This is a genomic window from Arthrobacter sp. MDT1-49-2, assembly GCF_059090185.1.
In genome coordinates, this window is the sequence record NZ_JBNHFK010000001.1 from 384,396 (window position 1) to 399,523 (window position 15,128).

At 67.7% G+C, this 15,128-nt stretch carries 14 protein-coding genes; 5 read left to right on the forward strand and 9 right to left on the reverse strand.

The genetic code is table 11. The features are described 5' to 3' along the window. Nucleotides 1-44 precede the first annotated feature (44 nt). A complete protein-coding gene (locus AC5RTS_RS01755) occupies nt 45-1,244 on the forward strand; it encodes a type I phosphomannose isomerase catalytic subunit (protein WP_493990343.1) in 1,200 nt (399 codons plus the stop codon). Here the strand turns inward: AC5RTS_RS01755 and AC5RTS_RS01760 are convergent. Next, a complete protein-coding gene (locus tag AC5RTS_RS01760) occupies nt 1,225-2,262 on the reverse strand; it encodes an FUSC family protein (RefSeq protein WP_493990344.1) in 1,038 nt (345 codons plus the stop codon). The genes AC5RTS_RS01755 and AC5RTS_RS01760 overlap by 20 nt on opposite strands. A gap of 125 nt (nt 2,263-2,387) precedes the next feature. Further along, nucleotides 2,388-5,009 (reverse strand): ATP-dependent helicase HrpB, encoded by a 2,622-nt coding sequence (gene hrpB, locus AC5RTS_RS01765; RefSeq protein WP_493990345.1) that lies wholly within the window; start codon nt 5,007-5,009, stop codon nt 2,388-2,390. A 300-nt stretch (nt 5,010-5,309) separates the two neighbouring features. Here hrpB and AC5RTS_RS01770 point away from each other — a divergent pair, with 300 nt between their 5' ends. Both AC5RTS_RS01770 and AC5RTS_RS01775 read left to right on the forward strand, forming a co-directional pair. Then, nucleotides 5,310-5,801, forward strand: coding sequence for a CarD family transcriptional regulator (locus AC5RTS_RS01770; protein WP_493990346.1), 492 nt, complete (start codon nt 5,310-5,312; stop codon nt 5,799-5,801). A gap of 147 nt (nt 5,802-5,948) precedes the next feature. Next, nucleotides 5,949-6,566 (forward strand): malonic semialdehyde reductase, encoded by a 618-nt coding sequence (locus tag AC5RTS_RS01775; RefSeq protein ID WP_493990347.1) that lies wholly within the window; start codon nt 5,949-5,951, stop codon nt 6,564-6,566. Nucleotides 6,567-6,662: 96 nt separating this feature from the next. Here the strand turns inward: AC5RTS_RS01775 and AC5RTS_RS01780 are convergent, their stop codons facing one another. Next, nucleotides 6,663-8,414 (reverse strand): glycerol-3-phosphate dehydrogenase/oxidase, encoded by a 1,752-nt coding sequence (locus AC5RTS_RS01780; RefSeq protein WP_493990348.1) that lies wholly within the window; start codon nt 8,412-8,414, stop codon nt 6,663-6,665. Between the two features lie 241 nt (nt 8,415-8,655). Here AC5RTS_RS01780 and AC5RTS_RS01785 point away from each other — a divergent pair, with 241 nt between their 5' ends. Together AC5RTS_RS01785 and AC5RTS_RS01790 are read left to right on the forward strand one after the other, a co-directional pair. Next, nucleotides 8,656-9,564, forward strand: a complete 909-nt coding sequence (locus AC5RTS_RS01785) for a sugar-binding transcriptional regulator (protein WP_493990497.1) — start codon at nt 8,656-8,658, stop codon at nt 9,562-9,564. 105 nt (nt 9,565-9,669) lie between these two features. Next, complete coding sequence (locus tag AC5RTS_RS01790) at nt 9,670-10,476, forward strand: putative protein N(5)-glutamine methyltransferase (RefSeq protein WP_493990349.1); 807 nt, start codon at nt 9,670-9,672, stop codon at nt 10,474-10,476. 14 nt (nt 10,477-10,490) lie between these two features. Here the strand turns inward: AC5RTS_RS01790 and AC5RTS_RS01795 are convergent, their stop codons facing one another. From AC5RTS_RS01795 to AC5RTS_RS01820, 6 genes are all read right to left on the reverse strand, one after another. Then, complete coding sequence (locus AC5RTS_RS01795) at nt 10,491-11,318, reverse strand: SDR family NAD(P)-dependent oxidoreductase (protein WP_493990350.1); 828 nt, start codon at nt 11,316-11,318, stop codon at nt 10,491-10,493. A 58-nt stretch (nt 11,319-11,376) separates the two neighbouring features. Next, nucleotides 11,377-11,700, reverse strand: a complete 324-nt coding sequence (locus AC5RTS_RS01800; RefSeq protein ID WP_493990351.1) for a transcriptional regulator — start codon at nt 11,698-11,700, stop codon at nt 11,377-11,379. Continuing rightward, on the reverse strand, nt 11,693-12,157 hold the full coding sequence (locus AC5RTS_RS01805; RefSeq protein ID WP_493990352.1) for a hypothetical protein: 465 nt from the start codon (nt 12,155-12,157) through the stop codon (nt 11,693-11,695). The genes AC5RTS_RS01800 and AC5RTS_RS01805 overlap by 8 nt, the downstream gene beginning before the upstream one ends. 27 nt (nt 12,158-12,184) lie before the next feature. After that, entirely contained in the window at nt 12,185-13,093 is a 909-nt protein-coding gene (gene sigJ / locus AC5RTS_RS01810) for an RNA polymerase sigma factor SigJ (RefSeq protein ID WP_493990353.1), read from the reverse strand. Next, the gene (locus AC5RTS_RS01815) at nt 13,090-14,250 is read right to left on the reverse strand and encodes an NAD(P)/FAD-dependent oxidoreductase (RefSeq protein ID WP_493990354.1); all 1,161 of its coding nucleotides are present in this window, start codon (nt 14,248-14,250) and stop codon (nt 13,090-13,092) included. The genes sigJ and AC5RTS_RS01815 overlap by 4 nt, the downstream gene beginning before the upstream one ends. Before the next feature lie 153 nt (nt 14,251-14,403). Continuing rightward, complete coding sequence (locus AC5RTS_RS01820; RefSeq protein ID WP_493990355.1) at nt 14,404-15,078, reverse strand: M15 family metallopeptidase; 675 nt, start codon at nt 15,076-15,078, stop codon at nt 14,404-14,406. Between the last annotated feature and the right edge of the window lie 50 nt (nt 15,079-15,128).

Consider the following 15,128-nt stretch of genomic DNA (forward strand, 5'->3'; position numbering starts at 1 on the left):
TTCCCAGTGTTCCTCTCACCAGCGTCCGAGGCATGGTATTTCCGATGACTGCTTTTTACGGTCTCCTGAATGACGTTCCGAACCTCGCTGCCCCGCCTGAGCGCGGCCAGCTTCCCCCTCCCTCCGGCCCGGAGCGCGGGACGGGCTCCATCCCTGCGCAGAACACTCCGCAAGCGCCCGGACTGCTCGTGAACTGGGATCCGGCTGCCCTGTCCGGAGCCCTCGATCACCTGATCACCGCTCACCCCGAAGCCTTCTCCGGACCTGATGCCCTTCCCGCCGACCCCGTGCCCTTCCGCTTGGTGGTCCTTGACGCAACCGTTCCCCTGCCCATCCAGGTCCACCCCCGCCTGGACCACGCCCTGGCCGGCTTTGTCCGTGAACAGGCGCGCGGCGTTCCGGTCACCGCGGGAAACCGGCACTACAAGGACCGTTATCCCAAGTACGAGGTGGCCGTGGCGCTCACGTCCCTGCGCATGCTCTCCGGACAACGGAGCCATGAAGAGCTGCGGATCATTGCCGACGGACTCGACCTGCCTTGGCTGCACTCGCTGCTGACCTTCCGGCATGAGGACCCTGTCCACGCGATCCTGCGCATGACACCGAGTGAACAGGCCCGCGCCCTGGGCGAGACGCGGGCGGCACTCGCCCACTACGACGCCGGTATGCCGCCGGACCAAAACTCCGCCGAAGCCGCCACGGTTTCCGCCGCAGCTGACGTGGTCCGCCGGCTGCAGCCGGTCTTCCCGGGCGACCGCGGGATCCTGCTGGCCATCTGCATGAGGCTGATCTGCCTCAAACCGGGCCAGGCGATGGTGACCCCCGCAGGCTGCCTGCACACGTATCTGTCCGGCAAAGCGCTGGTGGTCATGGGGAGGTCCGAGAATGCCCTGGCCCTCGGCCTGACCCACGAGTACGTGGACATTGCGGAACTGCAGGAGCTGCTTCGGGAAGGCCAACCTGCCCCTTCAGCGTTGCCCGTGGTGCCGCTGCGCCCCGGGCAGGAACGGATTCCGCTCTGGGGCGATGACTTGGACCTGCGCCGGATTGTGGCCGGTACTGAGGGACAGTCCTTGCGGCTGCACAGTTTTTCCGTGGTGTTGGCGGCGCTCGACGCCGTCGTTGTCACGATTGGCGACGTGACCACCCGGATTGAACCCGGTTCCAGCGTGCTTTATGTGGGCGATCCGGTGGCGGTGCGGATCCACGGTCCGGCAGAAGTCTTCATCGCGTCGAAAACCTGAAGGAATCTGTCCGCATCCTGCCCGCTGCCGCTATCACAGCCAGTGCCGTGAGGGCACCGATAGTGGTTTCCAGGGCACGGTCCGCCACCAGGGCCCACACCGGCAGCTCCGCAGTGAAACCTGTCATCAGCAGGGCCACCGGCGTCAGGAACACCATTGCCGCTCCGTAGTGCCGAACCACATACAGTTCGCCGCTGAATTGCAGGACGGCCAGCAGCAACGCCAACTGCACCGGCGACCACGGCACCTGCATCAATACGGCGGAGAACAGCACGCCTGCGTAAGTGCCGGCGATGAAGTGCACTGCCCGGGCCGGCCCCCCGGACAAGTCGACGGCGGCCAGCGGGGCGCACGCGGCCAGCATCGCCCAGTATCCGTGCCCCAGTCCGAGGGCGGCCGAGACTGAGCCCGCAGTCCCCACAGCCGCCGCGTAACGGCCCGCGTGGGCCAGCACCAGGCCGGCACGTGCAGGGCTCGCGGGCCGTATCGGAGTCTCCCGGAGACTTCCCGGGCTATGCCGGCGGGCGTGCAAACGGCCGGCCACGCCGAGCAGCAGCGCCAGCAGGACGCTGGCCGCCACGGTGATAAACGCTTCCCTCAAAGATCCGGCGAAAGGTGCACCCGACGTCGCCGTGAAGGCGAAGATGTAGGTGAAGGGGCCCGCGGGGCGGATCCGCAAAGAGTCGGCCGCCGCGGAGATGCCCGCTGCCATCAGCGTTCCGATCACGACCACCGTCCAGGGCCCGCCGCCTGCCTGGGACAACGAAACCCCGGCGACTACGGTTAGGACCATCAGCACTCCGGAGGCGGCCTGTTGCTTCAGCCTCCGCCAGTGCGGCTCGCTGCGTCCGAACACGCCGGTCAGCGAGCCGAAGATGGCGCACATTGTCAGATCGGTGCGGCCTGCCGGAATCAGGACCAGGAGCGGCAGCAGCATCCCCAGTGCAACACGTACGGCCGGGAAGCGGTGTCCGCGGCCGGAGGGGACGCTCAGGAATTTACGGACGGAGTACTTCACGGGGTGCAGATAGCCTTTCACGCCGGCGCAGGACGGTGCGCTGTGCCCTTCCAGCCTAGGACCCGCCCGGCACGGCCGCGGGGCACGGCCGCTGTGACTCTGCACTCAGCACAGCCGTTACCCCCCTACATGCGGGCCTTGGTGCGCGCCGTTGCCCTTGCCGACCATGGATCCTCCGGCCAGGGGTGCTTGGGATACCGGCCGCGCATCTCGGCCCGGACCTGGGCATACGGCCCGGACCAGAAGGAGGCCAGATCATCAGTGACAGCCAGGGGCCGGCCGGCCGGGGAAAGAAGGTGGAACAGGACGGGAACCCGGCCCTGGACCAGCCGCGGCGTCTGCGCCCACCCGAAGCATTCCTGCAGCTTGACGGCCACGACGGGCCGCTCCCCGGGGTTTTCGGCATAGTCAATCCGCACACGGGATCCGCTGGGCACCTCAAGGCGTTCGGGCACAAGCTCGCCCAGCCGCGCAGCATCCGGCCACGGCAGCAGCCGGCGCAGCGGTTCGGCAAGGTCGATGCCGCGCACGGGCTTTCCGGCGGCCAGCGCCTCCAGTTCCGGTGCCAGCCAGTCCTGCAGCCGGGCCAGCAGCGCCTGATCGCCGACATCGGGCCATGGCTCCCCCAGTTCCCGGTGCAGCAGCGCGAGCCGGCGCCGAAGCATGTCTGCGGCCGGGGAAAAGCCGATGATATCCAGCCCCTGGGCCGTGAGGGCGCGGGCAACCGCGGACCTGCCGGCTTCTGCCGAGGGGCGCACCGGAGTGGATGACAGCACAATGGCGCCCAGCCGCCGCTCCCGGCGGGCGGTGACACGCCCGGCGGCGAACCGGGCCTCCACTGTTTCCGTGAGCAGGTGAGCGGCGGCGGCCTCGGCAGCTGCCTCGGACAGGGGTGCAGCGGCCCGGATGACAGCGCCGGTGCCGGCGGCATCCCGGCCTGACGCGCGGGCTACCTCGGCTACGGCCAGCCATTCCTGCCCGGTAAGCGGGCTGCCTGCCGGCAGGCCCGCACGGGTGCCGGACGCGAGCAGGTATCGCTCGGGTCCGTCTCCCTGGACCCGCCTGGCAACACGCTCGGGGAAGGCGAGGCCAAGCACATATCCCAGGGCGTCCTCTGGTCCGGGGACAAAGGACTCCTGCGTGGCAGGGGAATCCCGCAGTTTGGCCCGCCGGGCCATCGCTTCGAGCCGCCGCACATCTTCCGACCAGCGCCGCTCCCCTGGGTCGCGTCCGGCGCGCAGGGCGGAGAGCAGGCGGGGCAGATCGGCCGCCGGCGCGCGCAGGTCACCTGCTACCAGAGCAACGGCTTCGGCAGCCGTCCGCGCGCCGACTGTGGCGGCGCCGTCCAGCAGGGCCCGGGCCAGACGGGGATCGGCGGGAACAGCGGCCAGCGTTTTGCCCGTCGCGGTGGCCAGGCCTTCGTTGTCTATGGCTCCAAGCCCGCGCAGCACGTTCAGGGCGTCCTGCATGGCCGCTGCCGGGGGTGCGTCCGGCAGCGCCAGCCCGTTACCGCCGGGGGCACCCCAGCAGGCCAGTATCAGGGCCGCGGCGGTGAGGTCTGCGACGGCGATTTCCGGGGTCGGGTGCGCCGGTGCGGCACCGAATGCCCTGTCGTCGTAGCAGCGCACCACCCGCCCCGGCCCCTGGCGGGCCGCCCGCCCGGCACGCTGTTCGGCAGATGCCCGGGAGCAGGAAACCGTCACCAGCCCGGACATGCCCCGAGCCGCGTCGCGCCGGGGCTCACGCGCCAGGCCGGAGTCGACCACCAGGCGCACACCCGGGACCGTCAGCGAGGACTCGGCCAGCGATGTGGACACGATGATCCGCGCCGGTTCTCCTGCGCCGCGGCCCGAGACCGCGCGGTCCTGTTCCCTCGCCGGGACCTGCCCGTGCAGCTCGAGCACCTCCGTACCGTCCGCAGCCCGGGACCGCAGGCGGCCGGCCACGTGCGACACCTCCCGGGCTCCGGGCACAAATACGAGGGTGTCGACCGCTGGGTCGCCGCCCTGCGCTTCGGCGTGCGCGCAAGCAGCTGTATCTGCGACATGGTCCAGAAACGCGCGGGTAACCCCGTGATCGTTAAACCGCGGCACCGCCGGCGGGCGCCAGTGGACCGTGAGCGGATGGAGAGCCGAGGGGCAGTCCACCAACGGAGCGGCCCCCTCGCCGTCGCCGGCACCGAGCAGTTCGGCAAACCGTTCCGCGTCCAGGGTTGCAGACATGGCCATGAGGGTCAGGTCACCGCGCAACTGCCGGACTTCACCCAGCATCCCCAGGAGCAGGTCCGTTTCCAGTCCCCGTTCGTGGACCTCGTCAAGGATGACGGCTGCCGTTGTTTCCAGTCCGGGGTCAGCCAGCAGCCGGCGCAGGAGGATTCCCGGCGTCACGAACTCAATCATCGTGTCCGCTGATGTCCGGGTCTCGCCGCGCACCGTGTAGCCGACTCGCTGTCCGAGTGCTGAACCGTCGAGCTCAGCCAGCCGGAGGGCTGCGGACCGGGCTGCAACCCTGCGTGGCTGTGTCACCACAACCCTCCCTTTGCCCGCGGCGGCATTGGCAACCACCGGCGGGACCAGCGTTGTTTTGCCGGTGCCCGGCGGTGCCTGCACCACGGCGCTCCCTGCACCGGCTGCCAGCAGGCCTGCCAGCTCCGGCAGCGACTGCGCGAAGGCCAGGTTGGCGGCTATGCGGGACAGGTCAAAAGGCCGTTGAGGGTCCGTCGGGAACGGGGAAGATGGAGCATTCACTTTTCCATTCTGCCTTCCAGCCGGGTTTCCCCCCGGCCAAGAAGGGCCTGCAGCGGGCTTTTTTCGCCTTTCGTCGCCGTGCATCCGGCTGCCGGAACCGGATTTTGCAGGTGTATCCGGCGTAAAATATATCGAGTGGCCCAGGCTCGCAGGTGCAGCCGTTTCCCTCCCACAGGGGCAGGGCACACCTGCGCTTTTGGCGCGTTGGGCAGTTCTGTCCGCGGCCGAAACGATCGTTACCGCCGGCAACCTGCCGGGAGCATCGAGCCGGGTCCCGGACTTCCGCCAGGAGGTAGTTAATTGCCATTTTCAGAGGGACAGGTTTTGGTCCACCCCCACCACGGCCCAGCGGTCGTGATGTCCTATCAAACCCACCCCCGGATGCAGAAGGACTGCATTGTCCTGGAGGTTCAGTCCTCCCGCCTGCTGGTGTGGGTTCCCGTTGACCAGGTCGAACACGTTGGCCTTCGTCCGGTGCTTGACCAGGCCGGGCTGGCTGCCCTGTTCGCCGTCCTGAAGGCGCCCGCCGACACCGAGGATCCCCAGTGGTCCCGGCGTTACAAGGAGAACACCGAAAAAATTGCCACCGGTGACCCGATGGTGATTGCCGCCGTCGTCCGCAACCTCATGCTGCGCGACGCCGACAGGGGCCTCTCGCAGGCTGAACGCGAAATGCTCCGGCATGCCCGGCGTCCGTTGCTGACCGAGATTTCCCTGTCCCTGGGAATTTCGGAGGACGACGCCGGCGGCCGGCTGGACGCTGTCTGGTCGGCTTCGGGGGCGGCCGCCTAGCACCGGATCGCTGGAGGTATTCAGGACGGACGACAGGCCGGCAACACCATGCGATGCGTTCGCCTTGGTGAACGCCGGCCGTTTTGACATGCCCAGCCCCAGCCGTACGGTTAGACCTTCAACAATCTTGAAGGGGGAATGCTGCGCATGAGCGACGGCACTCTTGAATCCATTACCGCACTCGATGACGCCGCACTGGACCTGCTGTACCGCAGTGCCCGGACGGTTAGCGAGTTCTCGGACCAGCAGGTCACGGACGAACAGCTCCGGGACATCTATGAACTGACCAAATCCGGCCCCACCGCCATGAACATCCAGCCGCTGCGCATTACCTGGGTCCGTTCGTCGGAGGCCCGCAGCCGCCTGGTGACCCACATGGCAGACGGCAACAAGGCGAAAACCGGGGCCGCCCCGCTGACTGCGGTCCTGAGCTTCGACCGCAGCTGGCACCGGCACTTCGCCACGGTGTTCCCGCCGGCTCCCGCCCAGGGCGCCGTTTTTGCCGCCAACAAAGAGCTCAGCGCGCTCATGGGCAACAACAACGCCCACCTGCAGGCCGGTTATTTCCTGCTTGCGGTTCGGGCAGTGGGACTGTCCGCCGGCCCGATGGGCGGCTTTGATGCTGCGTCGCTGGACGCGGACCTGCACGCCGGCATGGACCGCCAATCCTTCCTGGTGGTGAACATCGGTGTCCCGGCCGCAACAGAACCGCGCCATCCGCGCCTGCCCCGCCTGGAATACGCAGACGCCGTCACGGAGCTCTGACAGCCTGTCCCCCGGAGACAAACCCATCCGGGAACACAACAGCAGAGGGCGGGCACCGGATCCGGTGCCCGCCCTCTGCTGTTGTGCTGTTGCCTGCTAGGAAGCCATGGCCGGGATCTTCATCCCGTGCTTGGTCACCAGCAGCTCACGTGCTGCCTTCACCTGCTGCTTGGCTTCGGCGTCGTCCCAGCCGAGCTGCGGAGCAAGCAGCTCCGCCATCTCGGTGAGCATTTCCTCGGACACCAGGCCGCGGAAGGCCAGCGAGGTGCGGCGGATCAGGACGTCGGAGAGGCGGGTGATCTGCTCGTTCTGCACCATGTACTCGAGTTCACGGGTGCTCAGCTCCTTGGTGGAGGCCAGCAGCTGGTCGCCGCCCTGGGCCAGGAACGCCATCACGTCGGTGGCGCGGGTGCCGTAACGGGTCAGCAGGACGCGGACGCGGTCACGGTCGGCAACCTCGTTAGCGGTGCGGTTGACCCAGAGGCGCTCTTCGGCCTCGGTACGCGGGAAGTCCTTGCCGCCGCCAATCTGCAGATCGGCGGTGGTGGTCTTCCGCGGCATGCCCAGGGCCGTCATTGCCTCGGTAGCGAGATTCTCGGAAAGGGCGCGGAAGGTGGTCCACTTGCCGCCCACCAGCGAAAGGCTGGTGACATTCCGCCCGCCGCGGTTGTCCATCCGCTTTTCGATCCGGTAGTCGCGGGAGACAAAGCCGGGCTGCGTGTCGTCGTGCTTGGGCAGCGGGCGGACGCCGGAGAAGGTGTAGACAATGTGGTCACGGCGCACGTCAACCGTCGGGAAAACGTGGGCAATGAGCTCGAAGAAGTACTCCACTTCCTCGTCCGTGCAGACCGAGTCTTCGCGGATGTCGGCGTCGATGTCCGTGGTGCCCACCAGGACGCGGTCGCCCATCGGGTAGATGAGGACGATGCGGCCGTCAGTGTGCTCGAAGAACATTTCCCGGCCGTTGCAGGCTTCGAGCAGTTCCGGGTGGTCGAGCACGATGTGCGAACCCTTGGTGCCGCCCATGAAGGAGGTGCGCTTGCCGAAAGAATCATTGGTCTCGTCGACCCAGGCGCCGGTGGCGTTGATAACGACGTCGGCGTCGAAGACAAACTCTTCGCCGGTCAGTTCGTCGCGCAGCAGCGTGCCGGCGTCGGTGGTGCCCACGGCACTGACGTAGTTGCTGGCGCGGGACTGCGGATTGGCTTCCAGACCGTCGCGGAGCACATCCAGGGTCAGGCGCTCGGGATTGTGCACCGATGCGTCAAAGTAGGTGGCCGTGTACTTAACGTCCGGACGCAGCAGGGGCAGTTCCTGCAGGGACTTCTTCTTGCCCACGAACTTGTGCTTGGGGGCCACGCGGCCGCCGCGGGAGAAGAAGTCATACATCATCAGGCCGGCCTTGATCAGCAGGGCGCCGCGCTCGTTCGGCTTGCCCGGCTTGTGCGTCAGGAAGCGCATCGGCGCGGCGGTGATGCCGGAGAAGGTGCTGGTGATCGGGATGGTGGTCTCCAGCGGCTTCACGTAGTGCGGGGCCAGGTTCAGCAGCGCGTTGCGCTCGACGACGGACTCGTGCACCAGGCGGAACTCGCCGTTTTCCAGGTAGCGGATGCCGCCGTGGATCATGTGCGAGGAGGCGCCGGAAGCACCCTGGCAGTAGTCGCCGCGCTCGACGAGGGCAACGTCCACGCCCTGCAGCGAGAGGTCGCGGAAGGTGCCTACACCGTTGATGCCGCCGCCGACAATCAGCACCGAGGCCCGGGGGCGGTCCTTCAGCTGCTGTACAACCGGACGGGTCCGGGCTGCGGCGGTCTTGTCTGTACTACTGGGGTTCACGGAATTGTCCACGATATCTCCAAACGCTTCTGTGGCGGCTTTGCCATATCCCACAATGTTCAGAGCCCGTGCCCCGCCGCATCGAACCAATGCACAAACGTGCACCCTGCGATAATGGATTTATGGAAAACCTAGCGGTGTCGGTGGTCAGCAAGTGAACGTTGGTCTCACCATTCCTCCACGGGAGGTCAACGGCGGGGTTCCCGCCACGGAGAAGGAGGGCAGGGACAGGGATGCCCTCCGGGCCGCCCAGATGTACTACCTGCAGAACCTGACCATGGAGGCGATTGCCCGTGAACTGCGGGTTTCGCGCTCCACGGTATCCAGGCTGCTGGCCCATGCCAGAAGCACCGGGCTGGTGCGCATCGAGATCCGCAGTCCCTCTGACCGGGCGCCGGCATTGGAACGGCAGATCAGTGCGCGCTTCGGCATTCAGGCCCATGTGGTTCCGGTGGCCGAGACGGTCTCCGCGGCGCAGGCACTGCAGCGGGTGGCGGTCCAGGCGGCGCACCTGATCAGTCCGCTCATCGACTCGGATGCGATTGTGGGCGTGGCCTGGGGCTCAACCCTCACGGCGGTCAGCCAGCACCTGCCGGTCAAAAGCACGCATGACAGCACGATTGTGCAGATGAACGGGGCCGGCAACTTCCGCACCTCGGGCATCACTTATGCCAGTGAGATCCTGCAGCGCTTTGGCCACGCCTACGGTGCACGGGTGGTGCAGTTCCCAGTTCCGGCTTTTTTCGACCACGCCGAAACGAAGGACGCCATGTGGCGGGAACGGCCGGTGAAACGCGTGCTGGACCTGCAGGCCCGGATGAACACCGCCATCTTCGGTGTGGGTTCCATGGAGGCCGGCGTGCCCAGCCATGTGTACAACGGTTCCTACCTGGATGACGAGGACCTCAATGACCTGCTGGCCGAGGGCGTGGTGGGCGATGTGGCCACCATGTTCTACCGCGCGGACGGCACCTGGGACGGCATCCGGCTCAACAGCCGCAGCACCGGCCCCGATCTGGACACCCTGCGGCAGGTGCCGCGGCGGATCTGCGTAGTGGCCGGCGAAACCAAAACCACCAGCCTGCTGGGCGCGTTGCATGCAGGGCTGGTGACGGACCTGATCCTGGATGAGAACTCCGCACGCCGGCTCACAGCCAGCTAAGACCCGGACCGGACGGGGCAACAACGCCTCCCCCTGTTGCTCCCGTGCCTGATGCGGGAGACTCGTACGGGGGTCATATCCCGGAACAGTCGGAGGTCCGCCGTGGTGAAGACACCTGCATCAGCTGAGGCCGGCCGTCTGGCTGCCCGGCTTCGGACAGCAGGCTGTGTTTATGCCGAAGAAGAGGCCGAACTGCTCCTGGCAGCCGCGCCCGCCGACGGCGCCACCCTGGAGCGGATGCTCGCGGACCGGATTGCCGGACGTCCGTTGGAATACATCCTCGGCTGGGCCGGCTTCTGCGGCCTCCGGCTGCTGATCAGTCCCGGGGTCTTTGTTCCCCGCCGGCGGACCGAAACCCTGGCCGCTCTCGCGTCCGCAGAGGCAGGCGGCCGCCGGCACGCCGTCGTCGTGGACCTGTGCTGCGGCTCGGGGGCGGTGGGCGCCGTGATTGCGGACCGGGTCAAGGCCGCAACCATCTACGCGGTGGACAGTGACGCAGCGGCCGTGGCCTGCGCCCGCGCCAACCTTGGAAACCGTGCGGTGGTGCTGCAGGGCGACCTGTTCTCGGCCCTGCCCGCCGGCCTGCACGGGCGGGTGGATCTGGTCGTGGCCAACGCACCCTACGTTCCGGCCGGGCTGATGGCCACCCTGCCGTCCGAGGCACGGAACCATGAGCCCGCGTTCACCCGCGACGGCGGGAGCAACGGACTGGCGGTGCTCTCCCGCATTGCGGCGCACGCCCCGGAATGGCTGGCGGCGTCCGGCGTGCTCATGGTCGAATGCGCCGAGTCGCAGGCCGAGGCGGTGGCGGATAGCTTCGCCGGAGCGGGCCTGGACCCGAAAGTGCATCACCGCTTCAGCGCCGATGCCACAGTGGTCCGCGGGGTACTCCTCCCGGCAGCCGGCCGCTGACTGTTCCTCCGCCGTCAGGAATCCAGCATGGCCACAGAGCGGTTCCACAACCCCAATGCCAGTGCCGCGTCTCCGGCCTGTTTGTTGGGCCGGGCCACCTTGCAGCGCTCGAAGTACTTGCCCGTGGGGTAGTCCTCCCCCGGCGTTCCCCGGGCCAGGAACAGCAGGGTGCGGGCACCCTTTTCCGGTGTGGGCAGCAGCCGGCGGACCAGCGGCGCCTGGTAGAGGGAGCGCATGGCGGACCCTTCGGCACTGGAGAAGCTGGAACCGATCACGCCGGGATGGAACGCGGTGGAGGTTGCTCCGTGGGAACGGTAGCGCCGGTCGAATTCCTCGGCGAAGAGAATCTGCTCCAGCTTGCTGTCGCCGTAGGCCTTGCGGGGGTTGTAGGCCTTTTCCTGCTCCAGATCGTCAAGGTCCACGTGGCCGAAGTAGCGGTTCGCGACGCTGGAAGTATTGATCACGGTGCCCTTGGACCGGATCAGCCGGTCGGTCAGGAGCCGGGTGAGCAGGAACGGGGCCAGGTAATTGACCTGGAACGTCATTTCATGACCGTCGCCGGTCACCTGGCGCTCCTTGCCGAAGATGGCACCGGCGTTGTTGGCCAGGACATCTATCTGTTCATACCTCTGCAGCAGTTCCGAGGCCAGGTTCCGCACACTGTCCAGATCCGCAAAGTCGGCAAGGAAGTATTCCCCTCCGGTCTGGTCCGCGACGGCCGCTGTTTTTTCCTCGGACCGGCCAACCACCACCACGTGCTGCTGCTCCCTGGCCAGCGCTTTCGCGGCGGCGGCGCCGATGCCGTCGCTCGCGCCGGTGATCACAATCGTTTTTCGACTCACGCACGCCTGCTTTCGATGGGCACTGCCGGGATCCTGCGGGATTGTTCCACCCTAGTCCTCAGATGGCAGTCCCGCCCTCACCCGCAGCTCCGGCAATCTCCCGCAGTGCCCGGACGTGGCTGTCGAAGGCTTCCGTACCGCTGGGGGTCAGGCCCACCCAAGTCAGCCGCCGGGAGTCCCGGCGCTGAGCGGATGCCTGTTTGTTCAGCCGGACATAGCCTGCCTCGGCCAGGAGTTTCAGGTGCTTTGACAGAGCTGCGTCCGCCAGGCCCAGGGTTTCGCGCAGCACGGCGAAATCAAGCTGCTCGACGGGCCGGAGCAGTCCGCAGATCCGGAGCCGGACGGGGGCATGGATCAGGTCATTGAAGCGGGCCTCAGGCACGGCGGAGCTCATCCAGCCCCGTGCGGTAGGCAACGCCGGACAGCCATGTGGCCAGCGCGAAGGCCGCCAGGCTTGTGGCGGCCACGGCCCATGCGGCACCCAGCGAGACCAGTGCCAGCGAGACCGAGAAAAGCACCAGGCAGCCCACCATAATGCCCATCACGGCCGCCACGGCACGCGTGCCCATCTTCCGGAACTTCACTCCGGTCTCCCGCTGGACCAGATGGGTGATGATCAGCACCGCCACCAGCGCCAGCCATGCTGATCCGGACGGCTCATAGTCTGTTCCCGGGTTAGCCGTTGCGGCAGCAGCCACGGACCAGGCAGCCACACCGCCGTAGGCGGCCAGCAGGACCTTGGGTACCCGTACGGCTTCGGCGAGGGTGCTGCGGTCCTCATTCAGTAACCGGAGATTGGCGGCAGCATCAGTGGCACGCGCCTCAAAGTCGTTTTCCATGAGGGAAAGTGTCCTACTTATTTTCCATTAAGGCAAGTGACTTTCTCCGGAGCTGCCCTGCAGCCTCACCAGCTTCTCCGGATTGCGGACTGCATAGACCGACTGCACCGCTCCATCGCCGGCAAGCTCCAACTGGAACACCGTCGTCACACTTCCCGCCTCCCGGAACGCGACGGCGGGCAGGCCGTTGAGTTCGATGAATTCAGGCACCGCTCCTTCGCCGTATTTGTCCGCCAGGCCCAGCATCAGCCGTGCCACCTTCTCCGGACCGTGAACGGGGCGCAGTGCCGCGCTGGCCTTGCCGCCGCCGTCGGACACCAACACCACCCCCGGTGCCAGCAGGTCCATCAGGGACTGGACCTGCCCTGTCATGGCCGCCCGCAGGAAACGCTCCACCGCCGCCCGGTGCTCGGAGGCATCCGCCGGGGTGCGGGGGCTGCCGGCCCGCACCCGGGACCGCGCGCGGTGCAGCATTTGCCGCACCGCAGGTTGACCGGCGTCCAGGATTGCGGCGATCTCCGCATAGCCGAACCCGAATACCTCATGCAGGAGAAAGGCAACGCGTTCCGGCCCCGTGAGGGTCTGCAGCAGCACCAGCATGGCGGTGGATACCTCCCCCGCCGTCAGCACCGCCGCCTCCGGGTCCCCGGGGCGCGCGTCCGGACCGGTGGGCAGCGGTTCCGGCAGCCATTCCCCGGGGTAGTCCTCCCGCCGCCGGCCGGCGGCGCGGAGCAGGTTCAACGCCTGCCGGGACGCGATCCGCGCCAGATAGGCGCGCGGATCGGAGACAGGTTCCGGCACATCCCGCCAGCGCAGGTAGGTTTCCTGCACCACATCCTCGGCATCGGCCACCGTGCCCAGAACGTCATAGGCAATGGTGAACACCAGCGGCCGGTGCGCCAGGAACTGGGAATCCCGGTTCCGCCGCGTGCTCACCTCAGGGTGTGGGCGGACGGCGGAGCCGGCGTCGCCACTTGCATCTTCGGTCCCGTCGGCCATGTGTACGCTCCGCTTCGTTTGGCTTCACCCCGGATCCACCGCAGCGTCATGCGGCAGATGATTTCCTTCTGTACCGCCGCCGTCCTGCCGTGCAGGTGCAGCCGGGCAGGCGAGTCGTCGGCCGCCAGGAACTGGACCACTGCGTCGGTGCGGCCCACACTAATGCACACCCCGCGGAATCCGCTGTTGTGCCGCACGCCGGGCTTTCCGTCCAGCGAACGGAGAATATTGCCCGCCGCGTCCGCGCCCATCGGCAGGGCTGCCGCACAGCACATCCGCAGGTACGCGTAGTCCGGCCCGGCAATCACCCCGGCGTCACCGGCACCGTAAATACGCTCATGTCCCTGCACCCGCAACGTGGGATCAAGGCACAGCCTGCCATCGCCGTCCACGGGCAGCCCGCACCCGGCGGCAAGCTGAGGGACTGCGAACCCGGCACACCACAGCACGACGTCGGCGTCCAGCTCCGAGCGAGTGTCCCCGCTGGGGGCAACAGGACTGTTGGCGTGCACCACCACGCCGGCACGCCGGAGGCGTTGCGCCAGCGCCCTGCGGGCCGGTTCCCCCAGCGTCCCGGCGATCTCCGAGGCGCTGTGCAGCGCCACACTGAGATGCGGATAGGCACGGGCGGCTTCCGCCGCGGTTTCGACGGCAGTGAACCCTCCACCCACCACGGCCACCCGGCCCCCTGCCGGCAGTGCCGACAGTTCGCGGCGGGCCGCAGCAGCCCCTTCGAGCTGTTCAATCCGCACCGCGCCGGGAGGGGCGGCGCCGGCCGCGGATCCGACGGCGTACACCAGGTAGTCGTACATGATCTCGCTGCCGCCGGCGAGCCGGACGCTGCGCTGCGCCGGCAGGATCCCTGCCGCCGCATCCTGAACCAGGCGCACCGCCGGATGCAGGACGGACCTGAAGTCCACCGTTGCATCCGGACGCGTGCCGGCAGCATATTCGTGCAACCGGATCCTCTCCACGAACCGGGCCCCGGGCGTCACCAGGACCACCTCCAGCCCGGCCCGCCTGCTGGCGGCCAGCCGGTTGGCCGCCATGACTCCTGCATACCCGCCACCCAGGATGACTACTGTGGTTTCCATGGGGTGCTCCCTGCCTCTATGTTCGGCCCGGTGCGGCGTCCTGCGCACCGGCTGTGCACATAAGACACCGCGGAGGCCCGGTTTGTGACAGGGCGAAGGTTTGTGGCAGGGCGAAGGTTTGTGGCAGGTGCAGGTTTGTGACAGGGCGCCGGGTTATTCCGCCAGCCCAGCGTATTCCTCGAGGGTGATTCCGGCACCGTGCAGCCTGGTGGCCAGGTCGATGCCGACGAAGCGCAGGTGCCAGGGCTCGTAGCTGTACCCGGTGGTCACCTCCTTGCCTTCCGGATAGCGGATGATGAAGCCGTACCGGTGCGCGTTGGCGGCCGTCCAGGCCCCGGCGGGGGTGTGCTTGAAGCAGGCCTGCAGGGAACAGGCAGCGTCCGGGTTCCCGATGTCCACGGCCAGTCCGGTCTGGTGTTCACTGTGGCCGGGACGGGCGGAGATTGCTTCGGCCGCAGGCCGGCCCTGGTTGCGGATATAGGCGGCGTGCAGCTCCGCTTGTGCTTCGGCGGAGCGGAATCCGCTGACCGCCCTAAGTGGCGAGCCGCCGGCCGCGGCATCGGCGGACATCCGGCCGTAGGCTTCCGCGGCAACGCGGCGCAGCTGGATCCCGTAGGCGTCGGTAAGGTCCGGTGGCCGGTACCCGGGATCGCTGAGCCCGCGGTCCTTGTTGACGACAACGGTGATGCTGGCGGCCGAGTCGAAATCCACGCCGGGGCCCGTCGCTGACACCTCAGGTTCCGTGCCCGCCGGCGGCAGGAACATCAGGAGGGCGAGGCATACGCAGCCAATCAAGGCTATGTGCGTAGTGACGTACTGGCGCGGCATGGCAATTCCTCCCCCAGCAACTTTCCCACAGCCGTGCGCTTTTAACGGGA

Excerpts from the sequence above, each read along its gene's own strand:
- AC5RTS_RS01755 (WP_493990343.1), top strand. The coding sequence starts at position 45 with ATGACTGCTTTTTACGGTCTCCTGAATGACGTTCCGAACCTCGCTGCC.
- AC5RTS_RS01775 (WP_493990347.1), top strand. The coding sequence starts at position 5,949 with ATGAGCGACGGCACTCTTGAATCCATTACCGCACTCGATGACGCCGCA.
- AC5RTS_RS01785 (WP_493990497.1), top strand. The coding sequence starts at position 8,656 with ATGTACTACCTGCAGAACCTGACCATGGAGGCGATTGCCCGTGAACTG.
- AC5RTS_RS01805 (WP_493990352.1), bottom strand. The coding sequence starts at position 12,157 with ATGGAAAACGACTTTGAGGCGCGTGCCACTGATGCTGCCGCCAATCTC.
- AC5RTS_RS01815 (WP_493990354.1), bottom strand. The coding sequence starts at position 14,250 with ATGGAAACCACAGTAGTCATCCTGGGTGGCGGGTATGCAGGAGTCATG.
- AC5RTS_RS01820 (WP_493990355.1), bottom strand. The coding sequence starts at position 15,078 with ATGCCGCGCCAGTACGTCACTACGCACATAGCCTTGATTGGCTGCGTA.